Annotated in this window: 26 protein-coding genes, 1 tRNA gene and 1 other RNA gene; 22 read left to right on the plus strand and 6 right to left on the minus strand. The window is 69.9% G+C overall.

The features are described 5' to 3' along the window. Positions 1-9 precede the first annotated feature (9 nt). From ABT369_RS13920 to ABT369_RS13975, 12 genes are all read left to right on the plus strand, one after another. Complete coding sequence (locus ABT369_RS13920; protein ID WP_350612111.1) at positions 10-831, plus strand: tryptophan 2,3-dioxygenase; 822 nt, start codon at positions 10-12, stop codon at positions 829-831. Positions 832-921: 90 nt separating this feature from the next. Further along, positions 922-2,769, plus strand: coding sequence for a serine/threonine-protein kinase (locus tag ABT369_RS13925; RefSeq protein WP_350612112.1), 1,848 nt, complete (start codon positions 922-924; stop codon positions 2,767-2,769). A gap of 104 nt (positions 2,770-2,873) precedes the next feature. Then, complete coding sequence (locus ABT369_RS13930) at positions 2,874-3,389, plus strand: PadR family transcriptional regulator (RefSeq protein WP_350612113.1); 516 nt, start codon at positions 2,874-2,876, stop codon at positions 3,387-3,389. A 29-nt stretch (positions 3,390-3,418) separates the two neighbouring features. Beyond that, entirely contained in the window at positions 3,419-4,537 is a 1,119-nt protein-coding gene (prfB, locus tag ABT369_RS13935; protein WP_350612114.1) for a peptide chain release factor 2, read from the plus strand. 220 nt (positions 4,538-4,757) lie between these two features. After that, positions 4,758-5,438: a cell division ATP-binding protein FtsE gene (gene ftsE / locus ABT369_RS13940; RefSeq protein ID WP_190251422.1), complete on the plus strand. Its 681-nt coding sequence runs from the start codon at positions 4,758-4,760 to the stop codon at positions 5,436-5,438. Positions 5,439-5,504: 66 nt separating this feature from the next. Continuing rightward, the gene (gene ftsX, locus ABT369_RS13945) at positions 5,505-6,380 is read left to right on the plus strand and encodes a permease-like cell division protein FtsX (protein ID WP_350612115.1); all 876 of its coding nucleotides are present in this window, start codon (positions 5,505-5,507) and stop codon (positions 6,378-6,380) included. Between the two features lie 515 nt (positions 6,381-6,895). Continuing rightward, positions 6,896-8,182 (plus strand): peptidoglycan DD-metalloendopeptidase family protein, encoded by a 1,287-nt coding sequence (locus ABT369_RS13950; RefSeq protein ID WP_350612116.1) that lies wholly within the window; start codon positions 6,896-6,898, stop codon positions 8,180-8,182. A 327-nt stretch (positions 8,183-8,509) separates the two neighbouring features. Then, positions 8,510-8,989, plus strand: coding sequence for an SsrA-binding protein SmpB (gene smpB / locus ABT369_RS13955; protein ID WP_350612117.1), 480 nt, complete (start codon positions 8,510-8,512; stop codon positions 8,987-8,989). Between the two features lie 69 nt (positions 8,990-9,058). Beyond that, the gene (locus ABT369_RS13960; protein WP_350612118.1) at positions 9,059-10,420 is read left to right on the plus strand and encodes an SRPBCC family protein; all 1,362 of its coding nucleotides are present in this window, start codon (positions 9,059-9,061) and stop codon (positions 10,418-10,420) included. A gap of 71 nt (positions 10,421-10,491) precedes the next feature. Further along, positions 10,492-10,865: a transfer-messenger RNA gene (gene ssrA, locus ABT369_RS13965) on the plus strand. Positions 10,866-11,096: 231 nt separating this feature from the next. After that, complete coding sequence (locus tag ABT369_RS13970; RefSeq protein WP_350612119.1) at positions 11,097-11,651, plus strand: helix-turn-helix domain-containing protein; 555 nt, start codon at positions 11,097-11,099, stop codon at positions 11,649-11,651. Beyond that, positions 11,648-12,217, plus strand: coding sequence for a DUF6036 family nucleotidyltransferase (locus ABT369_RS13975; protein ID WP_350612120.1), 570 nt, complete (start codon positions 11,648-11,650; stop codon positions 12,215-12,217). The genes ABT369_RS13970 and ABT369_RS13975 overlap by 4 nt, the downstream gene beginning before the upstream one ends. Positions 12,218-12,474: 257 nt before the next feature. On the opposite strand, the gene ABT369_RS13980 is transcribed toward ABT369_RS13975, so the two are convergent. Both ABT369_RS13980 and ABT369_RS13985 read right to left on the minus strand, forming a co-directional pair. Continuing rightward, positions 12,475-12,846: a type II toxin-antitoxin system VapC family toxin gene (locus ABT369_RS13980; protein WP_350612121.1), complete on the minus strand. Its 372-nt coding sequence runs from the start codon at positions 12,844-12,846 to the stop codon at positions 12,475-12,477. Continuing rightward, positions 12,843-13,094 (minus strand): type II toxin-antitoxin system Phd/YefM family antitoxin, encoded by a 252-nt coding sequence (locus ABT369_RS13985; RefSeq protein ID WP_350612122.1) that lies wholly within the window; start codon positions 13,092-13,094, stop codon positions 12,843-12,845. Before ABT369_RS13985 ends, ABT369_RS13980 begins: the two co-directional genes overlap by 4 nt. A 900-nt stretch (positions 13,095-13,994) precedes the next feature. Here ABT369_RS13985 and ABT369_RS13990 point away from each other — a divergent pair. Further along, on the plus strand, positions 13,995-14,162 hold the full coding sequence (locus ABT369_RS13990) for a hypothetical protein (protein WP_350612123.1): 168 nt from the start codon (positions 13,995-13,997) through the stop codon (positions 14,160-14,162). 99 nt (positions 14,163-14,261) lie between these two features. On the opposite strand, the gene ABT369_RS13995 is transcribed toward ABT369_RS13990, so the two are convergent. Both ABT369_RS13995 and ABT369_RS14000 read right to left on the minus strand, forming a co-directional pair. Continuing rightward, entirely contained in the window at positions 14,262-14,882 is a 621-nt protein-coding gene (locus ABT369_RS13995; protein ID WP_350612124.1) for a Uma2 family endonuclease, read from the minus strand. Positions 14,883-14,958: 76 nt separating this feature from the next. Further along, on the minus strand, positions 14,959-15,942 hold the full coding sequence (locus ABT369_RS14000; protein WP_350612125.1) for an aldo/keto reductase: 984 nt from the start codon (positions 15,940-15,942) through the stop codon (positions 14,959-14,961). Positions 15,943-16,047: 105 nt separating this feature from the next. Here ABT369_RS14000 and ABT369_RS14005 point away from each other — a divergent pair, with 105 nt between their 5' ends. Together ABT369_RS14005 and ABT369_RS14010 are read left to right on the plus strand one after the other, a co-directional pair. Beyond that, complete coding sequence (locus ABT369_RS14005; protein WP_350612126.1) at positions 16,048-16,992, plus strand: RNA polymerase sigma-70 factor; 945 nt, start codon at positions 16,048-16,050, stop codon at positions 16,990-16,992. Between the two features lie 93 nt (positions 16,993-17,085). Continuing rightward, positions 17,086-18,258: an NAD(P)/FAD-dependent oxidoreductase gene (locus ABT369_RS14010; RefSeq protein ID WP_350612127.1), complete on the plus strand. Its 1,173-nt coding sequence runs from the start codon at positions 17,086-17,088 to the stop codon at positions 18,256-18,258. A 664-nt stretch (positions 18,259-18,922) separates the two neighbouring features. On the opposite strand, the gene ABT369_RS14015 is transcribed toward ABT369_RS14010, so the two are convergent. After that, positions 18,923-20,554 (minus strand): MFS transporter, encoded by a 1,632-nt coding sequence (locus tag ABT369_RS14015; RefSeq protein WP_350612128.1) that lies wholly within the window; start codon positions 20,552-20,554, stop codon positions 18,923-18,925. A gap of 82 nt (positions 20,555-20,636) precedes the next feature. Here ABT369_RS14015 and ABT369_RS14020 point away from each other — a divergent pair, with 82 nt between their 5' ends. The 4 genes from ABT369_RS14020 to ABT369_RS14035 are packed head-to-tail and all read left to right on the plus strand — an operon-like array spanning position 20,637 to position 23,267. Then, positions 20,637-21,086 (plus strand): MarR family winged helix-turn-helix transcriptional regulator, encoded by a 450-nt coding sequence (locus ABT369_RS14020; RefSeq protein ID WP_350612129.1) that lies wholly within the window; start codon positions 20,637-20,639, stop codon positions 21,084-21,086. A 53-nt stretch (positions 21,087-21,139) separates the two neighbouring features. Beyond that, the gene (locus ABT369_RS14025; protein WP_350612130.1) at positions 21,140-21,532 is read left to right on the plus strand and encodes a hypothetical protein; all 393 of its coding nucleotides are present in this window, start codon (positions 21,140-21,142) and stop codon (positions 21,530-21,532) included. 18 nt (positions 21,533-21,550) lie between these two features. Further along, positions 21,551-22,231: a response regulator transcription factor gene (locus ABT369_RS14030; protein ID WP_350612131.1), complete on the plus strand. Its 681-nt coding sequence runs from the start codon at positions 21,551-21,553 to the stop codon at positions 22,229-22,231. Further along, positions 22,224-23,267, plus strand: coding sequence for a sensor histidine kinase (locus ABT369_RS14035; RefSeq protein WP_350612132.1), 1,044 nt, complete (start codon positions 22,224-22,226; stop codon positions 23,265-23,267). The genes ABT369_RS14030 and ABT369_RS14035 overlap by 8 nt, the downstream gene beginning before the upstream one ends. Here the strand turns inward: ABT369_RS14035 and ABT369_RS14040 are convergent. Further along, a complete protein-coding gene (locus tag ABT369_RS14040) occupies positions 23,203-23,961 on the minus strand; it encodes an S-methyl-5'-thioadenosine phosphorylase (protein WP_497986707.1) in 759 nt (252 codons plus the stop codon). The two genes, ABT369_RS14035 and ABT369_RS14040, sit on opposite strands and share 65 nt — an antisense overlap. 220 nt (positions 23,962-24,181) lie before the next feature. Here ABT369_RS14040 and ABT369_RS14045 point away from each other — a divergent pair, with 220 nt between their 5' ends. From ABT369_RS14045 to ABT369_RS14055, 3 genes are all read left to right on the plus strand, one after another. After that, positions 24,182-24,736, plus strand: coding sequence for a YqgE/AlgH family protein (locus tag ABT369_RS14045; protein ID WP_344619484.1), 555 nt, complete (start codon positions 24,182-24,184; stop codon positions 24,734-24,736). A 76-nt stretch (positions 24,737-24,812) separates the two neighbouring features. Beyond that, positions 24,813-24,885 (plus strand) — tRNA-Ala (locus ABT369_RS14050). Between the two features lie 407 nt (positions 24,886-25,292). Beyond that, a complete protein-coding gene (locus ABT369_RS14055) occupies positions 25,293-26,444 on the plus strand; it encodes a site-specific integrase (protein WP_350612134.1) in 1,152 nt (383 codons plus the stop codon). Positions 26,445-26,524 lie beyond the last annotated feature (80 nt).

A 26,524-nucleotide genomic window follows, 5' to 3' on the forward strand; every position in this document is an offset into this window, starting at 1 on the left:
CGTTGGCAGGTGACCAACGAATCTGCCGGCAGCGCCGCCGGCAACTGGACCGATGCGCATTTCGGGGAGCAGGGCGGCCGCCTCACGTACGGTGACTATCTGCGTCTGTCGGGGTTGCTCGAGGCCCAGGTTCCAGAGTCCAGCCCGCCCGCGCACGACGAGTTGCTCTTCATCACGATTCATCAGGTGTACGAGCTGTGGTTCAAGCTGGTGCTGCACGAGCTCGAGGACGCGCGGGATCGCCTGCTGGACGGTGAGACGTATCTGCCCCGGGTCCGGCTCGAGCGGTGCCTGTCGATCCAGCGGGTGCTCGTGGGCCAGGTCGACGTCATCGACACCATGACTCCGCAGGATTTTCTGCGCTTCCGCAGCAAGCTGTCCCCGGCCTCGGGGTTCCAGTCCGCGCAGTTCCGCGAGATCGAGTTCCTGTCCGGGCTGAAGGATCACACGTACCTGCAGCGCTTCCGCGGCCTGTCGGAGCTCGAGCGCGCCCGGCTGGAGCGGCGGCTGGCCGAGCCGAGCCTGTGGGATGCGTTCCTGACCATGCTCGGCAAGCACGGCTTCGCGGTCGGCGACGCCGAGCAGCGCGTCGAGTCGCTGCTGACGATCTCGCGGGACCGGGAGCGCTATGGCCCGCTGTGGGATCTCGCCGAGGCGATGCTCGCCCATGATCAGGCCTGGTCGATGTGGCGGGCCCGGCACGTGCTCATGGCCGAGCGCCAGATCGGCACCAAGGCGGGCACGGGCGGCAGCGCCGGCGGGGCGTACCTGCGTTCCCGCGTCGAGCTGCGGTTCTACCCCGAGCTGTGGGAGCTGCGCAGCCGGATGTAGCCGACTCCCCGGTTTGTGCCATCCGGCCCGGTGGGGGAGCTGCGGCGTGGCGGCCCTCGCCTACCGTCTCGGGTAAGGGGAGGGACGGTCATGAAGACGGTCACGGGCGCGAAGACGATCCTGGGCAACCGCTACCGGCTCGAGTCGGAGGTGGCCCGGGGCGCGATCGGCGCGGTCTGGCGCGCGTACGACACGCAGGCCGGCGAGTGGGTCGCGGTCAAGGTGCTGCGGGCCGAGGCCGCCGAGGTGGCCGAGCTCAAGGACGGCTTCCTCGGCGAGGCCGAGCTGCTCGCCGGGCTGGAGCACCCCTCCGTCATCCGGGTCAAGAACCTGGTCAGCGACAAGCACGTGCTCGCGATCGCCATGGAGCTCGTCGCCGGGCCGGACCTGCGCCGCCGGCTGCGCGCCGAGGGCCCGCTGCCGCCCGCGGTCGCGGCCGAGGTGGTCGCGCAGGTCGCCGACGCGCTCGCGTACGTGCACGCGAACAACATCGTCCACGGCGACGTGAAGCCGGGGAACCTGCTCGTTCCCACCGACGGCGGGCCGGTGCGCCTCGCCGACTTCGGCGTCGCCCGGCGCCTGGACCGGCCGGCGGGGCCGACGCACGCCACGCCCGAGTACGTGGCGCCGGAGGTCGTGGCCGGGGGCTCGCCGAGCCCGGCCGCCGACGTGTACGCGCTCGGCGTCGTGCTCTTCGAGCTGATCTGCGGCCGCAGCCCGTACCGTGGCGGCTCGCCCAACGACGTCCTGCGCCGCCACGCCGACTGCGTGCCGGTGCCCCCGCCCGGGATGCCGGCCGCGCTCTGGCCGGTGATCGAGGCGTGCATGGAGATCGACCCGCGCATGCGGCCGACGGCGGCCTCGATCGTCGGGCGCCTCCGCGCGGCCGAGGGCGCCCTCGACGGGTTCGAGCCGCTGCCGCGGCTGCCCGCCGAGGCCGTCACGTTCTGGCAGCGCTCGGCCGAGCTGACCGCGCCCATGCAGGCGCCGGTCCGGCGCGTCGACTGGGTGCCGCTGCCGACCGCCCCGACCTCGCCGGCGGCCGCGTCCGCCGCGCTGATGATGGCGGTGCCGATCGGGGAGCGGCCCACCGAGCCCCACGGCGTCGCCGAGGTTCCCACGCAGGTCATTTCGGCAGCGGTACCGTCCGAGCAGGCTCCTGCCGCGGAAGCCGAGGAGGACCCTTCGGAAGCCGAGGAGGGCTCCTCGGCCGCCGAGGAGGGTCCTTCGGTCGCCGACCCGGCGATCGAGACCGTCGCGGCCGGGACGCCCCTGTGGGCCGGTCCGGACGCGGCCGAGATGATGATCCCGCCGCAGCGTGCCGCGTCCACCGGCGAGCCGCCGACGGAGCTGCGCTTCGAGTCCGCGCCGGTCGCTGACGAGCCGCCGACGGAGATCGTCGCGGCTCCCGAGCCGCCGACCGCCCCGGTTGCGCAGGTTGCCCCGATCGCGCCCTTTGTCCCGTTCGCGCAGCCGACCTCGGCGACCCCGGAGGAGACCGCCGACCGTCTGTTCGAGGAGTTCGGCGAGTCCGACACGCCCGGCCGCCCCGACACGCAGAAGAAGCAGCGCCGGGTCCTCGCCGCGATCGGCGGCGGCCTGCTGCTCGTCGTCATCCTGGCGGTCGGCGCGCTGCTCTTGACCGGCAATGCCCCGAAAACCGACAATACGGGCGATAAGAAGGTCAACGCCACCACGCCGGCACCCGCCGCGTCGAGTTCGGCCGATGCCGCGCCCGCGGTCAGCGCCACGCCGGAGGAGACCCAGACGGCGGCCGGCCCCGGACAGACCACCGACCCGGGTTCGGGCGAGCAGAAGCCGACGAAGAAGCCCGGCACCCCGGCGCCGACGAAGACCGGACTGCCCGGCCTCGGCGACCCGATGCCGTCGTTCCCCGCGATGCCGTCGATGCCCGCATTCCCGACCTTCAAGCAATGAGCAGCTCCGTACGGCTGTCCTAACTCGACAGTCGCAGCGCGACAGTTCACAGTGGATTTGCCGAAATGCTGGACTGTGCTGGCGAAAGATGACAGCGTGGGGCTATGGCGGATTCTGGAGTCAACGCGACCGCGGCTGCGCTGCTCGGCCTCCTGCACGAGGGACCGATGACGGGCGGCCAGTTGATGGCGGCCGCGCAGCGTCGGCTCGGGCCCTACTGGTCCATGACGCGCAGCCAGGTCTACCGGGAGCTGCCGGCCCTCGCCGACTCCGGATACGTCAAGCTCGGCAAGCCCGGCGCGCGCTCCAGCCAGCCCTATGCGATCACGCCGGCGGGCAAGCGTGCCTTCGCCCGGTGGCTCTCCGAGCCGGCCGGCCGCGAGGCGCTGCGCAATCCGGTGGCACTGCGCGTCGCATTCGGGGCGCAGCAGTCCGCCACGCAACTGCAGGACGTCTATGCGCACGCGGCCGAATACCACAATGCCGCGCTGACCGAGGCGCGCGAAATGGCCAAGGAGGCCAAGAAGTCCGGCGACGACTTCTTCGCGGCCTCGCTGGAGTTCGCGGTCGGATATCACAAGGCGGCACTCACCTGGCTCAAGAGCGCGCCCGGCAAATAGTCGGGGGCGCCTCGGCGTACCCTTGATGCGTGACTGCTCTGGACCACGCCGAATCCCTCAAGAACCTCGACGGCACCCTGCGCAACATCGAGGCGGTCCTCGACCTCGATCGCCTGCACAAGGAGAAGGCCGCGCTCGAGGAGCAGGCGTCGGCTCCCAACCTGTGGGACGACCAGGTCGCCGCGCAGAAGGTGACGTCCCGCCTGTCCTACGTCCAGGGCGAGATCAACCGGCTGGAGTCGCTGCGGTCGCGGCTGGACGACGCCCAGGTGCTGCTCGAGCTGGCCGAGGCCGAGGGCGACACCTCCTCGCTCGGCGAGGTCGCCGACGAGATCGCCGGGCTGACGAGGTCGATCTCGGACCTCGAGGTCCGCACGCTGCTCTCCGGCGAATACGACGCCCGCGAGGCGCTCGTGACCATTCGCGCCGGCGCCGGCGGGGTGGACGCGGCCGATTTCGCCGACATGCTCCTGCGGATGTATCTGCGCTGGGCGGAACGGCACGGCTACGAGACCGACGTCTATGACACCTCCTACGCCGAGGAGGCCGGCATCAAGTCGGCCACCTTCGCGGTCAAGGCCCCGTTCGCGTACGGCACGCTGTCCGTCGAGTCGGGCACCCACCGGCTCGTGCGGATCAGCCCCTTCGACAACCAGGGCCGCCGCCAGACCTCGTTCGCGGCGCTGGAGGTCGTGCCGGTCGTCGAGCAGACCGACGATGTCGAGATCCCCGACGACGAGCTGCGCGTCGACGTGTACCGCTCCAGCGGCCCCGGCGGCCAGGGCGTCAACACCACCGACTCGGCGGTGCGCCTGACCCACATCCCGACCGGCATCGTGGTCTCCTGCCAGAACGAGCGCTCGCAGATCCAGAACAAGGCGACCGCCATGGGCGTGCTCAAGGCCAAGCTGCTGGCGGTCAAACGGGCCGAGGAGGCGGCGAAGATGGACGCCCTGCGCGGCGACGTGGCCGGCTCCTGGGGCGACCAGATGCGCTCCTACGTCCTGCACCCCTACCAGATGGTCAAGGACCTGCGCACGGAGCACGAGACCGGCAACCCGACCGCGGTCTTCGACGGCGACCTCGACGGGTTCATCGACGCGGGCATCCGCTGGCGCAAGCAGCGGGAGCTCGACCCGGCCGCATAACGGCGCCAATTCGCGCTTGATCATCCCTTCGGAGTCCGTCAATCACTGACGGTGACTCTGTTTGCCCGCAGCAAAACGTGGCGTACGTCACATTCGCGCGTGGGAATCAAGCGCTGTCCTGCTGTTCGCGTCCCCGGTTCGGGTTCGCATTCCTGGCAAAACGCGCATGACGCACCGCGTGTACTTGGCGCACTTGTCACACCGCGTAGACTCACCTCCCGTGATTCGGCTTGACCACGTGACGAAGACGTATCCGAAGGCGTCTCGCCCCTCCCTTGACGATGTCTCCGTGAACATCGAGAAGGGCGAGTTCGTCTTCTTCATCGGTCCCTCCGGCTCAGGCAAATCCACGATCATCAAGCTGCTGCTGCACGAGGTCACCCCGAACCGGGGCAAGGTCGTCGTGAACGAGCGCGACGTGACGTCGATGCGCTCGTGGCGGATCCCGGCCTTCCGGCGCCAGATCGGCTGCGTGTTCCAGGACTTCCGCCTCCTGCCGAACCGCACGGCCTACGAGAACGTGGCGTTCGCCCTCGAGGTGATCGGCAAGTCCAAGGGCGTCGCCCGCCGCGTCGTCCCCGAGGTGCTCGAGCTCGTCGGCCTCGGCGGCAAGGAGCACCGCTACCCCCACGAGCTCTCCGGCGGTGAGCAGCAGCGCGTCGCGGTCGCCCGGGCGTTCGTCAACCGGCCGCTGATCCTGCTGGCGGACGAGCCGACCGGAAACCTGGACCCGGACACGTCGATCGAGATCATGCGACTGCTCGACCGGATCAACCGGACCGGGACCACGGTCGTCATGGTCACCCACGACTCCAACATCGTGAACCAGATGCGCCGCCGGGTCGTAGAGATCGAAAGTGGCCGGATTGTGCGGGACCAGCCGCGCGGTGTCTACGGCTGACCCCAGCCCTAGTCCGCACCGCCCCCCGTCCTCCTGCTGGGCCCGCTGGGAAGGAACCCCCACCCGATGCGCGTGAGATACATCCTGACCGAAGTCCTGACCGGGCTTTGGCGCAACGTCACGATGACCATCGCGATGATCATCACGATGACCGTGTCGCTGACCATGCTCGGCGCGAGCCTGCTGCTCTTCTTCCAGGTCGGCAAGATGGAAGACTTCTTCTACCAGCGGGTGGAGGTGTCCGTCTTCCTCAAGGCCGACGTCAGTGACGACCAGCGCGCCAGCATCGAGAGCGCACTGAAGTCCAACGGCCTGGTCAAGTCCTACGAGCACGAGACCAAGGAAGCCGCCTGGAAGCGATTCCAGGAGCAGTTCAAGGACGCGCCCGACCTCGTCGCCGCGACCAAGCAGGACTCGCTGCCCGAGTCGTTCCGGATCAAGCTGAAGGACCCGAACAAGGTCCAGGACTTCAGCGACCAGTTCCGGACCCAGGAGGGCGTCAGCGACATCATCGACCAGAAGCAGCTGCTGAAACGGGTCTTCGACCTCTTGGGCGCGCTGCAGACCCTGGCGTTGACCGTCGCCATCGTCCAGGGCGCCGCGGCCCTGCTCCTGGTGGCCAACACGATCCAGGTGGCCGCCTACAGCAAGCGCCGCGAGGTAGCCGTCATGAAGCTGGTGGGCGCCTCGAACTGGTTCATCCAGATGCCCTTCGTCCTGGAGGCGGTCTTCGCCGGCCTGATCGGCGCGATCCTCGCCTTCGGTGGGCTGGTCGCGGCCAAGGTCTTCTTCATCGACGGCTCACTGAAAGCCCTGACAACGGTCCTGCTACCGGTGGACTGGGGCAACGTGTGGATCATGCTTCCGGTCCTGTGTGGGGCCGGCGGTCTGGTGAGCGCCATCACGGCCTGGGTCACGCTGCGCTTCTACGTGCGCGTCTGACTCGACCGACCCAGCGGCTCCTTCGAGGGCGGATCCCCATTGCGGGGGTCCGCCCTCGCCGCGTTTTTCGGGCGTTCGAGGCGGGCGGCCGTGCTCGGGCTCCGGTTCGGCTTGTTCGGCCGTGTCTCGCTCGCGCCGCGCCGCGCCGTGTCTCGCTCGCGCCGCCGCCGCCGCGCCGCGCCGTGTCTCGCTCGCGCCGTGTCGTGTCTCGCTCGCGCCGCGCCGCGCGGTGCCTCGCTCACGCCGTGCTTCGCCCGTGCGGTGTGGGCCACGTCGTCGGGCCGCGTGGTGCGGCTGGGAGGTCCGGGCCGTGTGGAGCGGCTGGGGCGTGCGGCAGTCGTGATCTGGGCGGGAGGTGCGGCTCTGGTCATCGTGGGATCGGGCCGAAGGCGAGCGCGCTCGTGATAGGGCATTCGCGTTGGGCCGCCACGATAGGTGCATTTAACCGAAATTCCGGACTTCTGGGCTTTTTCCTGCGTACGGTAACCCTCAAGTGGTACTGGAGGGTTGCTTCTGTGAACCGAATCCGGATCGTCGCCGCGTTCGGCGTCGTGCTCATGCTGCTCGGCCCGGGCTCCGTCGCCCACGCGGACACCGGCGATGACAAGGCTCGGCTCGACAAGCAGTTGCAGGAGACTCAGGCCACGCTCGAGGCGGCCACCGACAAGGCCCAGCAGGCCGCGGCCGACCACGATCGCGCGCAGGCGGCGCTGCCGGGGGCCCAGCAGAGCCTGGCCGACGCCAAGGGGCGCGTGATCGCGGCCGATGCGGCGGTACGGCAGGCCGAGCGCGACCGCACCGACGCCGACGCCGCCGCGCAGGTGGCCGATGCCGGGTACGCCGAGGCGAAGCGGCAGGTCGACAAGGCCCGCCAGGACGTGTCCGTCTTCGTGTCGGCCGCGTACAAGGGCGGGGGCTTCGCCATGGTCAACTCGGTGCTCGACTCCGGGGGGCCGACGGATCTGGCGTTGCGCATCGAGTACCTCAACCACGTCGCCGAGGAGAACCAGGCGGCCGTCGACGAGCTCACCGCGGCCCGGATGGACGCGAAGAAGCGCAGCGACACCGCGTTGCTCGCGCTACGCCGCGCTCAGGACGCCGCCGATGCCGCCCAGCGCAGCCTCACCGAGTCGCAGGCGGCCCAGGCCGGCGCCGAGCGGGCGGCGGCGGACGTGCAGCAGCTGCTCGACACCAGCGCGGCGGCCGAGGCGACCGCGAACGCGGAGCGCGGCGCGGTGCTCGCCCGCTACGAGGCGCTCAAGGTCGAGAGCGACAAGGTCGCCGAGCAGTTGCGGGCCGAGGCGCAGGCGGAGGCTCGGAAGGCGAAGCAGGGCTCGGGCGGGGCCAAGGGAAACAACGCTCCGCCGAACACGGTCATCGGCCCGAAGACCGGGGCCTTCTTCCTGATGCCGGTGCACGGCTGGAAGTCGAGCAACTTCGGGATGCGGTTCGACCCGGTGTACAAGGTCTACCAGCTGCACGCGGGCGTCGACATCGCGGCGGGCGGGGGACAGCCCATCGTCGCCGCGGCGGACGGCGTCGTGGTGCGCGCGGGCCCGTCGGGTGGCAACGGCAACTACACCTGCATCTCGCACGGGCTCTACCAGGGCAAGGGGCTCGCGACCTGCTACGCGCACCAGTCCGCGATCCTCGTGCACGTCGGGGAGCGCGTGAGCCGCGGCGAGCTGATCGGACGCGTCGGCACTACGGGGGCGTCGACCGGGTACCACCTGCACTTCGAGGTGCGCCTCAACGGGAGCCCGGTCCAGCCCTTGACCTGGCTGCCAGGGTGCCTCTGCTGATCCGGGGCGATTAGCTCGAAATGTCCGGCGCTGGCGCGCCGGACATTTCGCTTTTTTCGCCTGTCGGGAGATAGACGATGCTGTAGGGGCCAGTTGCCCTTCGGAGCCGCTGTGCTCATGAGCGCGTCGCAGTGACATTGGCGAGGCGCTACCAACCGCGGAGGTGGCAGCGTCGGCGCGCCAGCGCCGAGCGGTGTCTCGCGGGAGGAACGGTCCGTACCACGGCGGACCCGAGTCATGGCTCTATGGTGTTTGCGGCCGCGTCGCCGAAATGGTCTTGCCGGGCGCGCTACGCTTCTCTTCGATCGAGCAACTCAGGAGGGGTCGATGCCGCGCGAAAAGGGGCGCAAGCTCGTCGCGTCCAACCGGAAGGCGCGTCACGACTACGAGATCCTCGAGACGTTCGAGGCCGGGATCGCGTTGACGGGCACCGAGGTCAAGTCGCTGCGCGCCGGGCGTTGCTCGCTCGTGGACGCGTTCGGCCAGATCTCCGATCGCGAGATCTTCCTGCACGCGATGCACGTGCCGGAGTACACGATGGGCACGTGGACCAACCATCCACCCCGCCGGATCCGGAAACTGCTGCTGAAGCGGCAGGAAATCGACCGGATCGGGATCAAGGTCCGGGAAAGCGGCCTGACTCTGGTGCCGCTGTCGGTCTACTTCTCCGACGGATGGGCGAAGGTCGAGCTCGCCCTCGCGCGCGGTAAGAAGGCCTACGACAAGCGTCAGACGCTGGCCAAACGCGACGCCGACCGCGAGATCGCTCGTGTTATGGGCCGCCGGGGCAAGGGCAACGCAGAGTAGAGCACCTCCCGCGCGTGAGTACTACGCCGTGGTAATGCAAGCAATGCGTCAAGGCCATATAGTCCCTGCGTGACCGAGATTCGGGTCGATGCTGACCTCGAGCACCCACCTGCCGTGGTGTGGCGTGCGTTCACCGAGGCCCAGATCGTCACCGACTGGCTCCCGACTACTCGGTTCATGGTCCGCGACGACGGCACCTTCACGTTCCAGGCACCCGATCTCGCCGGCCTCGAGGACCCGATCGAGGGCCAGATCGTCAACATCGAGGCACCGCACCGGCTCGTGATGCGCTGGGAGGGCAGCAACCTGCACACCGTGGTCGCGGTGACCCTGCACGAGCGCGAGGGCGGCACCCGGCTCACGATGACCCAGAGCGGGTTCCTGGGGCCGCAGGGGACGATGCGGCGGCGGGTACTGCTCACGACGTACAACACCCTCTTCAGCGGCCCGCTGACCGCCACTCTGGCCCGGCTCGCCGCGGCCCCCGAGCCCGCGACCCCGGCGCCCGACCCGCCGACGACACCGCGGCGCAACGACGGCGGCCCGTTCAACCGCCTCCCCGGCCAGCGCAACGCCCCCAGCCGCTCCGCGCCCGGCCTGAGCTCCCGCATGCGCTCGACGGCCGGCCCGCGCCCGACCACGTCCGTGCCGGGTTTCGCCGCGGCCGTGCTGAGCGCGCGGGCCACCGGCGTCGCCCAGGTGACCACCGCGGCCCCCACGATCGCCGCCCCCACGATCGCCGACCCGGCCCCGTCGCGTCCGACGACGCTCGCCGGCCGCATCGGCGCGGCCTGGCACCGGCTCGTGGGTGCCCGTGACTGGTCCGCCGACCGCCGCAGTCAGGCGGTCGCGACGAGCGCGGCGGTACTGCTCCTGCTGGCCCTGGCCGCCATCCTCATCGGCAAGGCGACCGCCCTGCACCCGGCCGGCCCTCCGCAGACCGGCGGCGCGAGCGAGGGCCCGGTCCAGGCCTCGATGCCGGCCGCGGCGGTCCCCCCGACCCGCGCGACGCCGGACGCGATCGTCGCGGCCGCCTCGCGCGCCCCGTCCGCGTCCCCGACCCCGTCGCCCACCCCGTCGTCGTTGGCGGCAGCGGCCCAGCTCACAGCGGGGTACAAGACCGAGAACCTGACCCTGACCTCGTACCGCGTGACCGTCACCATCGCCAACCCGGCCACGACCACGGCCACCGCCGACGGCTGGGAGCTGACCATCCAGCTCCCGCTGCTGGACCTGAACGTGAGCAACGTCTCCGGTGCCGTGATGGCCCGCTCCCAGGGCCGCATCTCCTTCACCCCGGTCGACGCGACCCGCACGCTGAAGCCCGGCACCACGGCCACGGTCCGCTTCGACGTCAACGGCCTCGGCATACGCAACGAGCCCTTCACCTGCACGATCGACCACCAGACGTGCTCCGGCATACCGGGATGAAGTTGTGGCGGGAAGGCGCTACGCTTGATCCGTCGCGCCGTTGGTGGCGCGGCAGCCAACACCACCCGCGCGGGGGTGACTGGTTTCGACTTTGTTTGTAGCGATAGGGGAAGCGAGCCGAGGAAGCCGACGTTGTCTCGTGAATCAGTCGTCGGAAAGTTATAAGCGCCGATTACAAGCGCTCCGATCTCGCCCTCGCTGCCTAAGCCAGGTCCGAGATCTGTCGGTCTGGGATTGCCTTCGGCCCAGTAACCGGCATCAGCTAGAAGGCTGGCCAACCGAGCCCGGTCACGGGGCTCGTGCGGTGAGATTAATTGTGGCTGGGCCTGTCACACCAACTCGCTCGCGTGATTGGTGGGGCCGAGTAGAGGCATAGCGAGCTGCGCTCGGAGAAGCCCTAACAAAGCGACGAAGGACCCGGGTTCGATTCCCGGCACCTCCACTGGAGATGATCAACGGCGGCCCACCGGATTGGTGGGCCGCCGTTCTGATGAAGTGGCACTGCCTAGGATCGGCGCCGTCGGTGCCGGCCGATGAACTGCTCTGCCCTCGCGCTCGCCGGCGGCGCGATCATCGCGCTGTTCGGCATCGGACTGCCGGCTGTTGTGGCGGGCCGGCATTGCTGTGCAACGGTCGATCGCCGTCAGCCGATGCCAAGGGATCCAGAGCTTGATCGATGGGCATTCTGAACTGGGATGTTGTGTTTTTGGCGTCTGCTGGTCATGCTTGCCTCATGGGCGACTCGGGGCTTCTGACTACCGGCGAGGCGGCCTTGTTGCTGCACGTCTCCCGCCAGCATGTCGTCGACCTGTGTGATCGAGGACGTTTGCCGTACGTCAGGGTTGGAACGCATCGGCGGGTGCGGCGCGCCGATGTCGAGGAAATGTTGCGGCCGGTGATGACACGGGATCAGTTCAAGGCGCTGTGGCTGCATCGGGCCGTTGCCGGGCGGCTGGTGTCGGCGCCCGACGCGGTACTTGCGCGGGCGGCGGAAAACCTCGAACGGCTGAGCGTTGTGCATCCCAATGGGATGACGGCGTTCTGGCTGGACCGGTGGCGGAGCCTTGTGCGGAATGGGGCCGAGGCGGTGCTCGAAAGGCTCACCGCGACCGATGCGGAAGCGACCGAGTTGCGGCAGAACTCGCCATTTGCGGGAGTGCTGAAGGAAGAGGATCGGCAGGCGGTGCTGACGGCCTTCGCCACCTGGTGGCGACTGGAGCGGGCCGCGTGAAGCGAGAGCAGCTGGAGCATGTCCTCCGGGCGGCGTCGCATGTCGTCGGTGATGCGGAGATCCTGGTGATCGGAAGCCAGGCCATCCTCGGCGCTATTGCGGAGGACCGGCTTCCACCGGCGGCCACCGCCTCTATGGAGGTTGATGTGGCGTTCTTCGACGACCCGGACGATCTCAAGGCGGACCAGGTCGATGGTGCGATCGGCGAACTGTCGCCGTTCCACGAAAAGTTCGGCTATTACGCCCAAGGGGTCAGCGTCTCGACCGCCACCCTCCCGGCGGGTTGGCGAGACCGCCTCGTGCTGGTCGACACTGCGAGCACTCATCCAGGGCGTGGATATCTGCTCGATCCGTACGACTGCGTTGTGTCGAAGCTGGTCGCCGGAAGGGAGAAGGACCTGGCGTTCGCCACGGCATTGCTGGAGGCGGGCCTCATCGATCCAGCGCTCCTCGCGCAGCGCGTCGACATGCTCGATATTGCGCCTGCGTTACTGCAGCGGTTGCGGAATTGGATCGGGACCTTCGGCGATAGCGCTCCGGCCGAAACCGATGGGACGACCGCGTAGCAACGTCTTCCTGGGTTCAAGTAAGTCACCGTTGCCTCCACTGGAGATCAACTTCGGCGGACTTCGCACGCTGAGCGCGTCGGGCCACGCATCCCGGGCGCTACGCTCTGCGGTGGCTTGGAAATGCGCGATCGTCAAGTCCGCCTCGCTCGCCCACGCCCGTTGCGTCGCGTCAGGTGCGCACGCCGCTCGGCTGCACAGCGGGAGTGCATGGGCCGGTGGTTGCCGCACCCCTGCGCTGTGACGCGGATCCTGCGCTAGAGCGGAAGGATGCTGACGTCGTACTTCTGGATTTCGGGATCGCGGGTGGCCAGGGTCAGGCCCTCGACCTGGGCCTGGGCGATGAGTATCCGGTCAAAGGGATCGCGGTGCAGGAGGGGCAGACGGCCGGCGACGATGGCGTGTTCGGCGGTGATCGGCAAAGGGCGAAAACCGGCGTCGCGGACGCGCTCAGGTAGGTCGGCTGGCTGGAGCTTGCCGAGGGCTTGTTTGATTGTCACTTCCCAGACGGTTGCCGAGCTCAGGTAGACGTCCGGCTCGTGATCGAGCTGGTCCTTGATGTCGTCGGGCAGGGTCGGATCGTTGGCGAGCCACCACAGGACGACGTGCGTATCGAGGAGAAGGCTCACGACGTCAGGCCGAAGTCACGGGCAATCGCATCGTTGACGTCGGATGAGTCCCAGTCTTCGGCCATGGCCAGACGGCCAGCGAGCGAGCCCCGGCCGGCGCGGTTGATTCGCCGGTTCAAGGGGACGACCTTGGCCACCGGCGTGCCGGCCCGGCTGATGACGATCTCCTCGCCGTGCTCAACGCGGTCGATGATCCGCGAGAGGTTGGTCTTGGCGTCGTGGATGTTGAATGCGGCTGCTTCGGACACTGCGACCTCCTTAGCTAACAGTCTAGCTAAGAGGCGCGCCGCTCGTCCGTCCGAACCTTGAGGACGGTCGGGCCTTCGTCAGCCCGCAACCGGAGGCGTGAGTGGGACGGAATCATGCTGTCATCGCCACGGGACCTGTTCCCGTTGCTGCCCATGGACGGCGGGCACATCGCGATACAGGTGGGGCCGTCGCAGCTGTTTCGGGCCCTAGGTCGCGCCGGAGCCGCTCGTGGCTTTCAGTCGCAAAAGACCTGCTCAAGGTCCGGTCGGACAACAAGTCGGTACGGTAAGTCGGACCGTAAGTCGGTATTCCCGGGACGGCGGTGAACCTCGAGCATCAACATCATGGTTCTGCTCGGTGTGTTCGCCATAGCCGTGGGTGCGGGTGTAACCGGACTCGTGTCACTCGTTCGGTTCGAGGTGTTTCGATGGGTGCTTCGGAGTGAGCAGCGCACCGGGCGTCTGGTGCGAATTCTGCGAGCGTCGGAGTTTGAAGCGAGCCGGCGGCGTCGTTGTGGCCGGCCTCAACGTTGTCGTCGCGCCGATCGGCAACCCGTCACCTCGGTCGATTCTTGACCTACACGGGCAGGGCGGAGCCCGCCCGGTTGTCTGGACGGCAGACGCGTTCCGTGACGGTCGCCGGACGGCGTTGGGCGAGACGAATCAATGTACGGACGCAAAATTCGGCTCCGTTGGCAATCGCTGCGGCCGGAGGAGCGCCGCCCTTGCCGATCGACCTCCAGGATGAAGACCGGCGGCCCGCGAGACGCTCCTGTGTGAGGGGCGACGAGCGCACTCGCTCCGGCAACTGTGTCCCGGCGAGGCGTAGGGCCCGGTGGGGTTGATCTCGGCTGGAGGCGTGTCAAGGTCCACGACGCGGGCAGCGGTGATGTCCAGCCAGTGAAGTCCGAGCCCGGTGCGGTTCTCGCCAGCGACTGGTTGCTCGACATCGTCCGCGGATGGCCGGCGCAGGCCGAGGTGACGGTCGCGGGGATCCACTTCGTCCAGGAAGATTCGCCGGACGAGATCGGGCGGGCCATCGCAGGCTGGATGGAGGCGTTGGGCTGACAGGCCATCGTCAGCTTCGCCGTGGAGGGCGTGCGGTGCGGGGAGATCGCCGTCAGAGGCGGGGTCAACGATGTCGGTGACCCCGCCTCTGCGGTGAGGTCAGCTGAGTTCGGGAACGTCGCCGGCAAGGAGATTTTCGAGCGAGACCGAGCCGTACTCCGTGTAGCGGTTGCCGTCGAGGCGGAACTGCACGACGGTGTCGTCCGGTTCGACGCGCCAGAAGAGCGGGATGCCGGCTTCGGCGTATTCGATCGGCTTGAGCCAGCGGTCCATGCGCTCGGAGCCCTTGGAGACGATCTCGACAGCGAGCGCGACAGCGGCCGAATCCAGCCAGACGGTGTCGTCGGGCACCGGGCCGTTCGTGACCACCAGGTCTGGGATTCGGCCGTTGAGGTTATCGGCCGCTGTCCGGATCCCGGGTGCGACGTTCACTCGCCCCCTGAAGCCGTGCTGCAGGAGCCACGCGCTGATGAGCAGGCTGATCTCCTGGTGGCGCCACGTGCCTGGCGGCATGACGATGAGGTTCCCTTCGCTCAACTCGAAGCGGTGGTTGCTGTCGGCTTCGGCGAGGCGGGTGACGTCGTCCAGGGTGAGTGGCCGGTCGGGCAGGTTCGATGCGACTGTCATGTCATGCCTGCCCTTCTGCAGTCTCGATCGCCCCATGCTACCGGCCGCCAGGTCATCGTCGGCCTGTTGAGCTCTGGTCCAGGGGGTCGGCACGAGTGGAGTATATGGCCACATGGCCACTAGTGCCAAGCGACACGGACCCGAGTCATGGCCTTGAAATCGCCCTTGTCTAGGCGCGGCCCATGAGCCGCTCGATCTCGGCCAGCTCCGGCTCCGTCAGCGGGCCGTACTGCAGCGCGCCGGCGTTCTCCTCGACCTGGGCGACCGTGCGGCAGCCCGGGATCGGGATCGTGCGCGCGTCGAACGCCCACAGCCACGCCAGCGCGCCCTGGGCCAGGGTTCGGCCGTTCGAGGTGAGGATGTCGCGGATGGCGTCGATGCGGGTGAGGAACTCGGGGGTGGGGCGGCCGTCGTGGAAGTACGTCATCCACTCGGGGCTCAGCCCGCGCACGTCGTCGCGCGGGAGTTCCGAGGTTGCCGAGTAGCGGCCGCCGAGCAGCCCCATCGCGAGCGGGCCGCGGATGATGACGCCGAGGTCGTGCTTGGCGGCCACGGGCAGCACCTCGAACGAGCCGCGCAGCACCGAGAGGTCGGCCTGGATCGTGGCGCAGCGCCGCCCCTCGGTCGCGAAGGCGTCGGCGCGCTCGGGGAAGTCGGTGCTCCAGCCGTACGCTCGGATCAGCCCCTGGTCGATGAGCCCCTCGAGCACTGGCACCAGGTCGAGCGCCTCGGGGATCGGGAGGCTGTTGATGTGCAGCTGGTACAGGTCGATGTAGTCGGTGCCGAGCCGCCGCAGCGACTCGCGCACGGAGCGCTCGACGTTCGCGGGCGTACCGTCGTCCGGCCCGGTCTGGCGCGTCTGCTCGTCGAAGGTGCCCCCGAACTTGGTGGCGATCACGACCTCGTCGCGCCGCCCCTCGAGCGCGCGGGCGAGGATCTTCTCGCTGTGCCCGGCGCCGTACACGTTCGCGGTGTCGAAGAACGTCACCCCGAGCTCGATCGCGCGGCGAACCGCCCGGATCGACTCGTCGTCGTCGACCTCTCCCCAGCCGAGCGGCTGCGCACCGGCCCAGAACGGCCCGCCGATCGCCCAGCAGCCCATGCCGAGCGCACTGACCTCGATACCACTGCGTCCCAGGAATCGCGTATTCATGGCTGTGAGCCTGTCACCTGGAGTGCGCTCCAGGTCAACCGAAACCCGCGTTGCGGTACCACCGCCGCGCCGGGCGGTTCGGCGGGGGAGGGTTAGCATCGGGCTATGAGCCTGGCCGCCGAGGACGTGGAGCGGTTCGAGGCCGCCCGCCGGCGGCTGGCGGCCATCGCCTACCGGATGCTCGGCTCGGCGGCCGAGGCCGAGGACGTGGTGCAGGAGACCTACCTGCGCTGGCAGGCGGCCGATCCCGAGCGCATCGAGGTGCCCGAGGCCTGGCTCACCAAGGTGCTCACGAACCTCTGCCTCAACCAGCTCACCTCCGCGCGGGCGCGGCGTGAGACCTACGTCGGGCAGTGGTTGCCCGAGCCCCTGCTCGCCGGCGACCCCATGCTCGGGCCGGCCGACACCGCCGAGCAGCGCGAGTCCGTGTCCTTCGCGGTGCTCACGCTCATGGAGCGGCTCTCGCCCAACGAGCGCGCCGTCTACGTGCTGCGTGAGGCGTTCGACTACCCGCACCGCGAGATCGCCGGGGTCCTCGACATCAGCGAGGCCGCCAGCCAGCAGATCTTCCACCGCGCCAAGCAGCACGTCGCCGAGGGCCGGGCCCGCACCGAGGTCGACGCGGCCGCGGCGCGGCGGATCGTCGAGGAGTTCCTGGCCGCGGCGGCCAACGGCCGGACCGAGCCGCTCGTGAAGCTGCTCACCGCCGACGCCGTGAGCATCGGCGACGGCGGCGGGAAGGTGCCGGCCCGGGCCAAGGCGTTCGAGGGCGCCGTGGCGGTGGCCAAGTTCCTGTGGGGGCTGTTCCGGCCCGGGGCCGGCAAGCGCGCCGCCGTCGGCGGGTCGCCCGAGGTGTACGCCACGACGGCCAACGGCGATCCGGCGGCCGTCGCGGTCCTGAACGGCAGCGTGGTCGGGATCATGTGCCTCCAGGTGACCGAGGACGGCATCGCCGCGGTGCGCAACCAGGTGAACCCGGACAAGCTCGAGCGCGCGACCGCGACTTGGGCGGCCGAGGACCACGGAAAGCCGCTGTATACGGTCTTCTGACCGCCTGTGAGGTGCTTCACAGCGCGTGGGTGTCAGGAAACGGCGGGCCGTCCGGCTCAAAGGGCAAAACCACGCTGGACGGGAGCACTCACCATGTCGCACCGCATCGTCGTCCTGGGCGCCGGATACGCCGGAGCCATCGCCGCCGGCCGCCTCGCCCGCCGCCTCCGGCGCGAGGACGCCACCGTCACCCTCGTCAACGCCGAGCCCGACTTCGTGGAGCGGGTCCGCAACCACCAGCTCGCGACCGGCCAGACCCTCAAGCCCCGCCCGCTGGCCGAGATGTTCGCCGGCACCGGGGTCGACCTGCGCATCGCCAGGGTCACCGCCGTGGACGTCGAACGCAGGACGGTCAGCCTGACCGACGGCGAACTCGGCTACGACACGCTGGTCTACGCCCTCGGCAGCGCCTGGAACGCGCGGGGCGTGCCCGGAACCGCCGAGCACGCGTACGAGATCGCCGGTCGCCCCGGCGCCCTCCGCCTGCGCGAACGCCTGGCGGGCCTCGAGCCCCGTCGCCCGGTCGTGATCGTCGGCGGCGGCCTGACCGGCATCGAGGCCGCCACCGAGATCGCCGAGTCCCGCCCGGACCTGGACGTGTCCCTGGTGACGAGCAGCGCCCTGGGCGACTGGCTGTCCCCGAAGGGCCGTGCCCACCTGCGCCGGGTGTTCCAGAAGCTGCGCATCACGGCCCACGAGCACGCCACGGTGACCGCCGTCGAGCCCGGCACCGTGCGCACCACGGAGGACCGCACCATCCCGGCCGCCGTGACGATCTGGACGGGCGGCTTCGCGGTCCACCCGATCGCGGCGAACACGACGCTGGAGGTGACCGAGGCCGGCCAGATCGTCGTGGACGGCTACCTGCGCTCGGTCTCGCACCCGGACGTGTACGCCATCGGCGACGCCGCCATGGCCATGGGCCCCGGCGACAAGCCCCTGCGCATGTCCTGCGCCTCGGGCACCCCGTCCGCCTGGCAGGCCGCCGACGCCATCGCCGCGCGACTGACCGGCGGCAAGCTCCCGAACGCCCCGATCCGCTACTTCAACCAGTGCATCTCTTTGGGGCGCAAGGACGGCCTGATCCAGTACGTGACCGCCGACGACCAGGTCAAGCCCGCCGTCCTGACCGGCCGCCTGGCCGCGCTCTACAAGGAACTGGTCTGCAAGGGCGCGGCCTGGGGCGTAGCCAACCCGACCCTGGGCCTCCCAACCCGCCAACGCCCCATGACCCCGACCCCGACCCAAACCAAGGTCAACGCCTGACAACATTGCTCGGGTTCGTTGTGGTGCTGACCGTCGCTCCCGCCAGGCACCGCTCGGCGCTTCGCGCCGTTGCTGCCGGGTGCGCGGGGGGTGCGGTTTTTTCAGCAGGCAACGCGAAAACGAGCCGAACAACGGGCCAGGCGGGGCCGGCCGGTCTCGGTCAACGGTGCGTCAGCGTGTGGCATGAGGGCCTTCTTGGCGTTCGGCGTGCGAGTTTGGTCGCTGCACACCGAGCCGGAAGGCCCTCGCCGTGGTCAGAACACATAGGCCCTTGTCCGCGCCGGGCAGATGAAAGAAGCGCGACCACACGCGGGCCTGGCAGCGTCGGCGCGCCAGCGCCGAGCGGTGTCTGGCGGGAGCGACGGTCCGTACCACCGCGGACCCGAGTCATGATGCACGAGTGAAGCCGACCCCCGATTACGCGATGCTCACCGGCGGCGTCCTCGCGACGCTCGGCTATCTCCTGCCGTGGTTCAAGCGCAGCCCCTCCTACGACTGGTCGTTCAGCGGCTGGTCGTACGCGACGCTCAGCACCGGCGGCGGCTGGACGCTCATCACGTTCGCCTTCCTGGCGGCCGCGCTCGCCGCGAGTCTGTGGGCCGCGCGCAGCCGGGCCGCCGCGATGTGGGGCATCGTCGGCGGCACCGGGTCGATGATGTTCGCGCTAGCGCTCGTCGCCGCCAGCTTCGCCACGATTCCCGAGCGGGACAGCCTCAACTACGTCACGGCGTTCCCGGTCGGCATCGGGCTGCCGCTGCTCGCCGCCGGCCTGGGGCTGCTGCTCGCGGCGGGCGTGCGCGCCGTTGTCGTGACGAGCGCGAAAGGCGAGCAGCAGCAGGACCGCGCCCAGGAAGGCGACTAGCGCGGCGGTCGCCGCCGTGGTGTGCATCGCGGCGATGAAGGCGTCGTTCGCCCGCGTGGCCAGGTCCGGGCGGTGCAGGGCGTCGGCCACCGCGCGGGTGTGCTCGGCCGACGGGGCCGCCGCGGTGCGGGCCGCGGGCGGGAGGCCGGCCAGGGCCGGGGCGATGCGGTCGCGGTAGGTCGTGGTGAGCACCGTGCCCAGCAGGGCGATGCCCAGCACGCTGCCGACCTGCCGGACGGTGTTGTTCACGGCCGAGCCGGCGCCCATGCGGTCCAGGGGCAGCACGGCAATGACGGCGGCCACGGTCGGGGCGATCGTCATGCCCATGGCGGTGCCGCTGACCAGGCCGACGGCGCAGAACCAGACCAGCGGGGTGTCCACGTCGAAGGCCAGGTTGGCCAGGAACGCGGCCGCCACGACGAGCAGGCCGCCGCCGCTGACCAGGGCCACCCCGTGCCGCTTCGCGAGCCTCGCGCCCAGGCCGGAGCCGACCGCCACGCCCAGGGCGCCGGGCAGGAAGGCCAGGCCGGTGGCGAGGGCGCTCATGCCGCGGGCGCCCTGGAGATAGAAGTTGCCGTAGAACATCTGGCCGGTGATGGCGAAGAACAGCGCGGCGAGGGCGATGTTGCCGGCGCTGAAGCGGCCGTTGCGGAACAGGCGCGGGTCGAACGACGGCTCCGGCGCGCGCCACTCGAAGACGGTGAACAGCGCGAGCAGGGCCAGGCCGAGCAGGACCGGGCCCCACACCCGCACGCGGGTCCAGTCGGTGTCCTGGCCGGCCTCGATGAGGCCGTAGGCGAGGGACGCCAGGCCGGCCGTGGACAGCAGCAGGCCGATCGGGTCCGGGCGGCGCCGCTGGGCGAGCTTCGGATTCGGTACCGCCCACACGATCCCCGCCAGCGCGAGCCCCACGACGGGCAGGTTGACCAGGAAGACCGAGCCCCACCAGAAGTGGTCCACGAGCACGCCGCCGAGCAGCGGGCCGAGCGCGACGCCGACGCCGCTGGAGGCCGACCACGCGGCGATCGCCCCGGCCCGGCGCTCGGGCGGGAACGTGGCGCCGATGATCGCCATGGACGTCGGCATCATCATCGCGCCGCCGAGGCCCATCAGGCCGCGGGCCAGGATCAGGCCGGTCGCGTCGCCCGCCCAGGCGGCCCAGATCGAGGCGGCGCCGAAGCAGACGAGGCCGAGGATCAGGATCGTGCGGTGGCCGTACCGGTCGCCGAGCGCGCCGGCGGCGAAGAGCGCGGTGGCGAACAGCAGGGCGTAGGAGCCGACCGCCCACTGGAGCTGGCCCGGCGTGGCCCCGAGGCCGGTGCGCGGGTCCGCGATGCGCTCCAGGGCGATGCCCAGGATGGTCGTGTCGATCCAGATGAGGACCGCGGCGAAGACGAGCACGGACAGCACTCGGCGCTGCCGCGGTAGATTCATTGACAGGTCCCTGACGGTCATAGCGGCCACACTCCCGGAATGACAGGTTCCTGTCAATAGTGCCCGGGCGCACAATGAGTGTGTGAACCCCAGCGACGCCTGCTCGACCTTCCTCGTCCGCCACGCCTGGCTGGCCCTGCGCGGGGTCGTCGCCGAGGCGCTGGTCCCGCACGAGCTGTCGGTGGCGCAGTTCGCGTCGCTGATGCTGCTCGACGAGGCGCCGGGGATGTCCGTGGCCGACGTGGCCCGCAAGGTCTCCACCGCCCGCCAGTCGGCCAACGAGATGCTCGCCGGCCTGGAGCGGGCCGGGCTGGTCGAGCGCCGCCAGCACCCGTCCGACCGGCGCTCGCAGCAGATCTTCCTGACCGAGGGCGGGCGGGCGCGGCTCGGCGAGGCGCTGCCGTCCGTCCAGGCCGTCGAGGCCCGCCTGTCCGGCGGGTTCACCGCGGATGAGCTGGCCGTCGTCAACGCCTGGCTCACGCGCATGACCGAGGCCGAGGCCACTGCGAGCGAGGAGATCCCCACCCTCTGAGCTGGACAGCAGTGTGTCCCGCGTCACATTATGGAGTGGGCGGGAGGTGCGGCATGGAACTGCTCGGCGGCATTCAAGGCATGCAACACGCCATTCAGACCCCGGTCGGCGACCCGGCGTTCGGGACCCGGGTGAGTCACGCGGTGGCGCAGCTCAAGGAGGCGTTCGCGGTCCACGTGGAGGAGACGGAGGGGCCCAGCGGGCTCTACGCGGAGGTGCTGGACGACGCGCCGCGGCTGGCGCCGTACCTCAGCACCCTCGTCGGCGACCACCGTTCGGTGTGGAACGCCCTGGACGAGCTCGAGGGGCGGCTGTCCGGCCGGCACCCGGCGGAGGCCGTGCGGCGCGACGCCGACCGGCTCATCCGCGAGGTGTGGCAGCACCGGCAGCGGGGCGCGGACCTGCTCCACGAGGCGTACGAGACAGACCTCGGCGGCGAGACCTGACCGCTCTACAGTCGAGCGATGGGGCAACGTGTGCTGGTCGTCGATGACGACCCGACCGTCAGCGACGTCGTCAGGCGATACCTGGAGCGGGCCGACTACGGCGTCACGCTGGCCGGGGACGGGCCGGGGGCTCTGGAGGAGTACCGCCGCGAGCGCCCCGACCTCGTCGTGCTCGACCTCATGCTGCCCGGCCTCGACGGGCTCGAGGTGTGCCGGCGGCTGCGGGCCCAGGACCCGGGCCTGCCCATCATCATGCTGACCGCGCTCGGCGAGGAGTCCGACCGGGTGCTCGGGCTCGAGGTCGGCGCCGACGACTACGTCACCAAGCCGTTCTCCCCGCGCGAGCTGGTCCTGCGCGTGCAGTCGGTGCTGCGCCGCGCGGCCCCCGCCCCGGCGGCCGGCGAGCTGGCCGACGGCGACCTGCGCGTCGACGTCGCGCGGCGGATCGCGACCCGGCGGGGCAAGGAGCTCGCGCTGACCGTGCGCGAGTTCGACCTGCTGGTGTTCCTCATGCGCAACCCGGGCCGCGTGCTGCGCCGGGCGGAGTTGCTGGAGCAGGTGTGGGGCTGGACCTTCGGCGACCAGTCCACCGTCACCGTCCACATGCGACGCCTGCGGGAGAAGGTCGAGGACGATCCGGCCGAGCCGAAGCGGATCCTCACGGTGTGGGGCGTCGGGTACCGGTACGAATATGCGTGACGTCCTCAACACCTTCCTGATGGCGCTGAGCGGCTCGCTGCTCGTCGCCCTCGCGGGCCTGGCCGCGCTGCGGGCACTGCGCCACCGCTCGGTGACCGCGCACTTCGTGGTCATCCTGCTCGTCTCGGTGCTCAGCGTGCTCGCCGGCATCCTCAGCGCCGCCATGCGCATGTTCATCTCCGACCACGACCTGCACGTGCTGCTCATCGTCGTCGGCACTGCGGCCACCGTCTCGCTCGCCGTCGGACTCTGGTCCGGCCGCCGCCTGGCCCGGGCCAGCACCTGGGAGCGGGAGGCCGAGGCGCGCCGCCGCGAGCTCGTCGCCTGGGTGTCGCACGACCTGCGCACGCCCCTGGCCGGGCTGCGCGCGATGGCCGAGGCGCTCGACGACGGGGTCGTGTCCGATCCCGAGACGGTCGCCGAGTACCACCGCCGCATCAGCGCCGAGACCGACCGCATGGCCGCGCTCGTCGACGACCTGTTCGAGCTGTCCCGGATCAACGCCGGCGCCCTGCGGCTGGCCGTGGCCGACGTGCCGCTCGGCGACGTGGTCTCCGACGCCATCGCCTCCGCCGAGCCGCTGGCCACCGCCGGGCACATCAGCATCGTCGCCGAGCCGTCGACGGGCTGGCCGGTGGTGCGCGGCTCGATGCCGGAGCTCTCGCGCGTGGTGAACAACCTCATCCGCAACGCGATCCGGTACACGCCGCCGGACGGCACCGTGACCGTCACCGGCGGGCAGGACGACGCCGGGGGCTGGCTCGCGGTCAGCGACACCTGCGGCGGCATTCCCGAGGCGGACCTGCCCAGGGTGTTCGACGTGGCGTTCCGGGGGGCTCCGGCGCGTACACCGGAGAAAAGCGCGGGCGGAGGACTGGGCCTGGCCATCGTGCGTGGCCTCGTCGAGGCTCACCAGGGCACCGTCGCCGCGGCCAACGTGGGCGACGGCTGCCGGTTCGTCGTGCGGCTGCCTAGCGCAGACCGTCCAGGGCGTGCCGGCACGGATCGTCCGGCCGCTCCGGCAGTCGCGGGATGACGTCGAGCAGGACCCGCCGGAGCCGCTCGGTGTTCTCCCCGAAGACCCGGAAGACCTCCTCCTGGGTGACCCCGTGCTCGCCCTCCACCCCGGCGTCGAGGTCGGTGACCAGGGCGATCGAGGTGTAGCAGAGCGCCAGCTCCCGGGCCAGCACCGCCTCCGGGTGCCCGGTCATGTTCACCACGGCGCCGCCGATCGCCGTGAACCACCGCGACTCGGCCCGCGTGGAGAACCGCGGCCCCTCCACGACCACCATCGTGCCGTCCCCGGCCGCGATCCCGTGCTCGCCCGCGACCTTCTTCACGACGTCACGCCCGGTCGCGCAGTACGGGTCGGCGAAGTTCACGTGCACCGCGCCCTCGTCGTAGAACGTCTGCACCCGCCCCGAGGTCCGGTCGATGAGCTGGTCCGGCACCACGAACGTGCCCGGCCCCAGCTCCGGCCGCAGCCCGCCCACCGCGCACGGCGCCAGCACCTGCGACACGCCGATCTCCTTGAGCGCCCACAGGTTCGCCCGATAGGGAATCCGATGCGGCGGAAACCGGTGATCCTTTCCGTGCCGGGGAAGAAAAGCGGCGCGCCGCCCACCCACCGTGGCGACCGTGATCGGGTCGGACGGTGGGCCATACGGCGTGTCGACCACGTGTTCCTCGGCGTCGTCGAGGAGAGCGTAGAGCCCCGATCCGCCGATCACGGCGACGTCCGCGAGTGAGGTCACGGAACAGACCCTAACCGGGACGCGCGGGTCAGGCTATGGTGCGAGACATGACCCTCGCACCCCGCTTCCTTGTCTGCTGGTGGGACTGATGTCGATGCCCGGCGAACTGGGTGAGCCCCCCACGGGACGCGGGTCACCGAGACCGAGAAATTCCGGCACCGGCCGGGGCACGTCCAGGCAGCGGCGAGGGAGGGCGATGGAGTCGTTGACCGGGCGGCTGCTGGTGGCGACCCCCGCGCTCCGCGACCCGAACTTCGAGCGCACCGTCGTGCTGGTGGTCGCGCACGAGGAGGGCGGCGCGCTCGGCGTCGTGCTCAACCGCGCCACCGAGGTCCAGGTCGCCGACGTGCTCGGCGGATGGGGCGCCCTCGCGGGTGAACCCCCGGTCGTCTTCGAGGGCGGCCCGGTCCAGCCCGAGGCCGCGATCTGCCTGGCCCGCACCCGCCCCGGCGTGGAGGACCTGGCCGGCTTCAACCGCGTCTCGGGCGCGGTCGGCACCGTCGACCTCTCGGGCGACCCGGACCTCCTCGTGGCCGGCGTCCTCGGCGTCCGCGTCTTCGCCGGCTACGCGGGCTGGTCCCCGGGCCAGTTGGAGCGCGAGATCGAGGGCGGCTCCTGGTTCGTCTTCGACGCCCTGCCCAGCGACGCCTTCGCGCCGCGCCCCGACGACCTGTGGCAGATGGTCCTGCGCCGGCAGGGCGGCCTGATGGCCGCGGTGGCCCACTATCCGGCGGACCCGACGCAGAACTAGGGATACCCGATGTGACCCCCACCCCGGATATGTGTACTATTCCGTGAGTGCCCGCGAGAGCGAAGCACAGCATGATGGGGCCGTGGCGCAGCTGGTAGCGCACCACACTGGCAGTGTGGGGGTCAGGGGTTCGAGTCCCCTCGGCTCCACAGGGTTTGACCTGTGGATATAGATCAGGGGCGATGATCTTGTGATCACGCCTCTGCTCACAGAGATCCACATCCCTGGCCTCCCCTGCTCCGTTGTGTGAGCACGGGACGGGATGATCACCAATGTCCACCAGCGCGCGCCGATCACTCGGCGCCAGCGGCGCGGCTACGCGCCTGCCCAATCCTCGGATCGGCCGGGGTCCCATCAATGCGACGGCGAGTGCGCCGTACGCCCCACCCGTAGCGCCTCCGCTAACGGTGTGCGGCGATCGTCACACCATGGAGACCTGCGGGCTGAAAAGCCGTCCATCCGGCCCCCTGAGGGCGATGAGTCGCAGCTGCTCGTCCGGGCGGTTCTACGTCGGTTTCACGCGCGTTTCCCGCGGCCTGAACACCTGGGGGTCGGCGTGAGCGCCAGATTCGACCCCAAGGCGGGTTCCTGGCTGTTTGTCGTCGACGCTCCGCGAACCAACGACGGCAAGCGCCACCAGGTGTTCCGTCGGGGATTCAAGACGGAGGCCGACGCACTGGCCGCGGAACGGAAGTTCCTCAAGCAGTTCGGCGATGCGGAGCTTTCCTCTGACGGCACCGTGGTCGCGGAGCTTGGCCAGTGGCTCGAAGATCGAGAGCTGGACCTTGCGCCGACGACGCTCAGCAACTACCGCAATGCACTGAAGTACATCGCAAAACATCTCGGAACCACCAAGCTGTACGACCTTGAGGCGCGCGACGTAAACAAGATGTACAAGGCGCTACTCAAGAACGGGAATCGTAACGGTGGGCCATTGTCGCGGGAGACGGTCCGCCATGTCCACCGCATGTTGATGAAGGCGCTGGGCGACCTCGGCGTGGCCATTGACGGAATCATCCAGCCGTCGCCGGAAGAGCGAGAGGAGTATGGCCGCAAGGGAGTCTGGACAGCTGCCCAGTGCCAGCAGTTCCTGACGTACGTGGCGAACGACCGGCACTACCTCGCATGGGTGATCATCGTCGTCTGCGGCATGCGCCGCGGCGAGGTCGCCGGCCTCAAGTGGCCGAGAGTGAACCTCGAAGCACTTTCATTGCGCGTGAGTTGGCAGCGAGTCGTTGTCGATGGCGGCGTCGTTGAGAAAGAGCCGAAAGGGAAGAGCAAACGATCCATTGCTCTCGGCGCCATTCTCGGCCTACTCTTCCGTGATCACCAATCCCGCCAAGAGAAGGAAATGGAAGCAGCCGGCGACTTGTATCACCGACTTGGCTACCTATTCTGCAAGCCTGACGGGACGCCCTACCACCCGAAATACTTTACCGACAAGTTCCGCGTACTCTGCCGTTCGGCCGGCGTTCCGGTCATCACGCTGCATGACGGACGCCATACTTCGGCAACGGTCGGCGCAGACCACGGCGTTCCCCGCCACGCAATGCAGCGGCGCCTTGGGCACGCCCACCAAAAGACCACTGACGAGATCTACACCCACGTGTTGCCGGAGGCGGAGCGCCGCGCGGCGCTGATCATGGAGGATGCGGTCTTGGCCGGCACGATCGCGGAGTGGGTGACGGCTGAGCTGGTAGCGGCTTAGCCTGATGGCCGGCGGACTGATCCGCCAGTTCTACTCCCGCAACTTAAGAGCGTCTGACCCGTTGGGGTGCGCGGTGTGCT

This window comes from Dactylosporangium sp. NPDC000244, from assembly GCF_040300725.1.
Taxonomy (GTDB): Bacteria; Actinomycetota; Actinomycetes; order Mycobacteriales; family Micromonosporaceae; genus Dactylosporangium.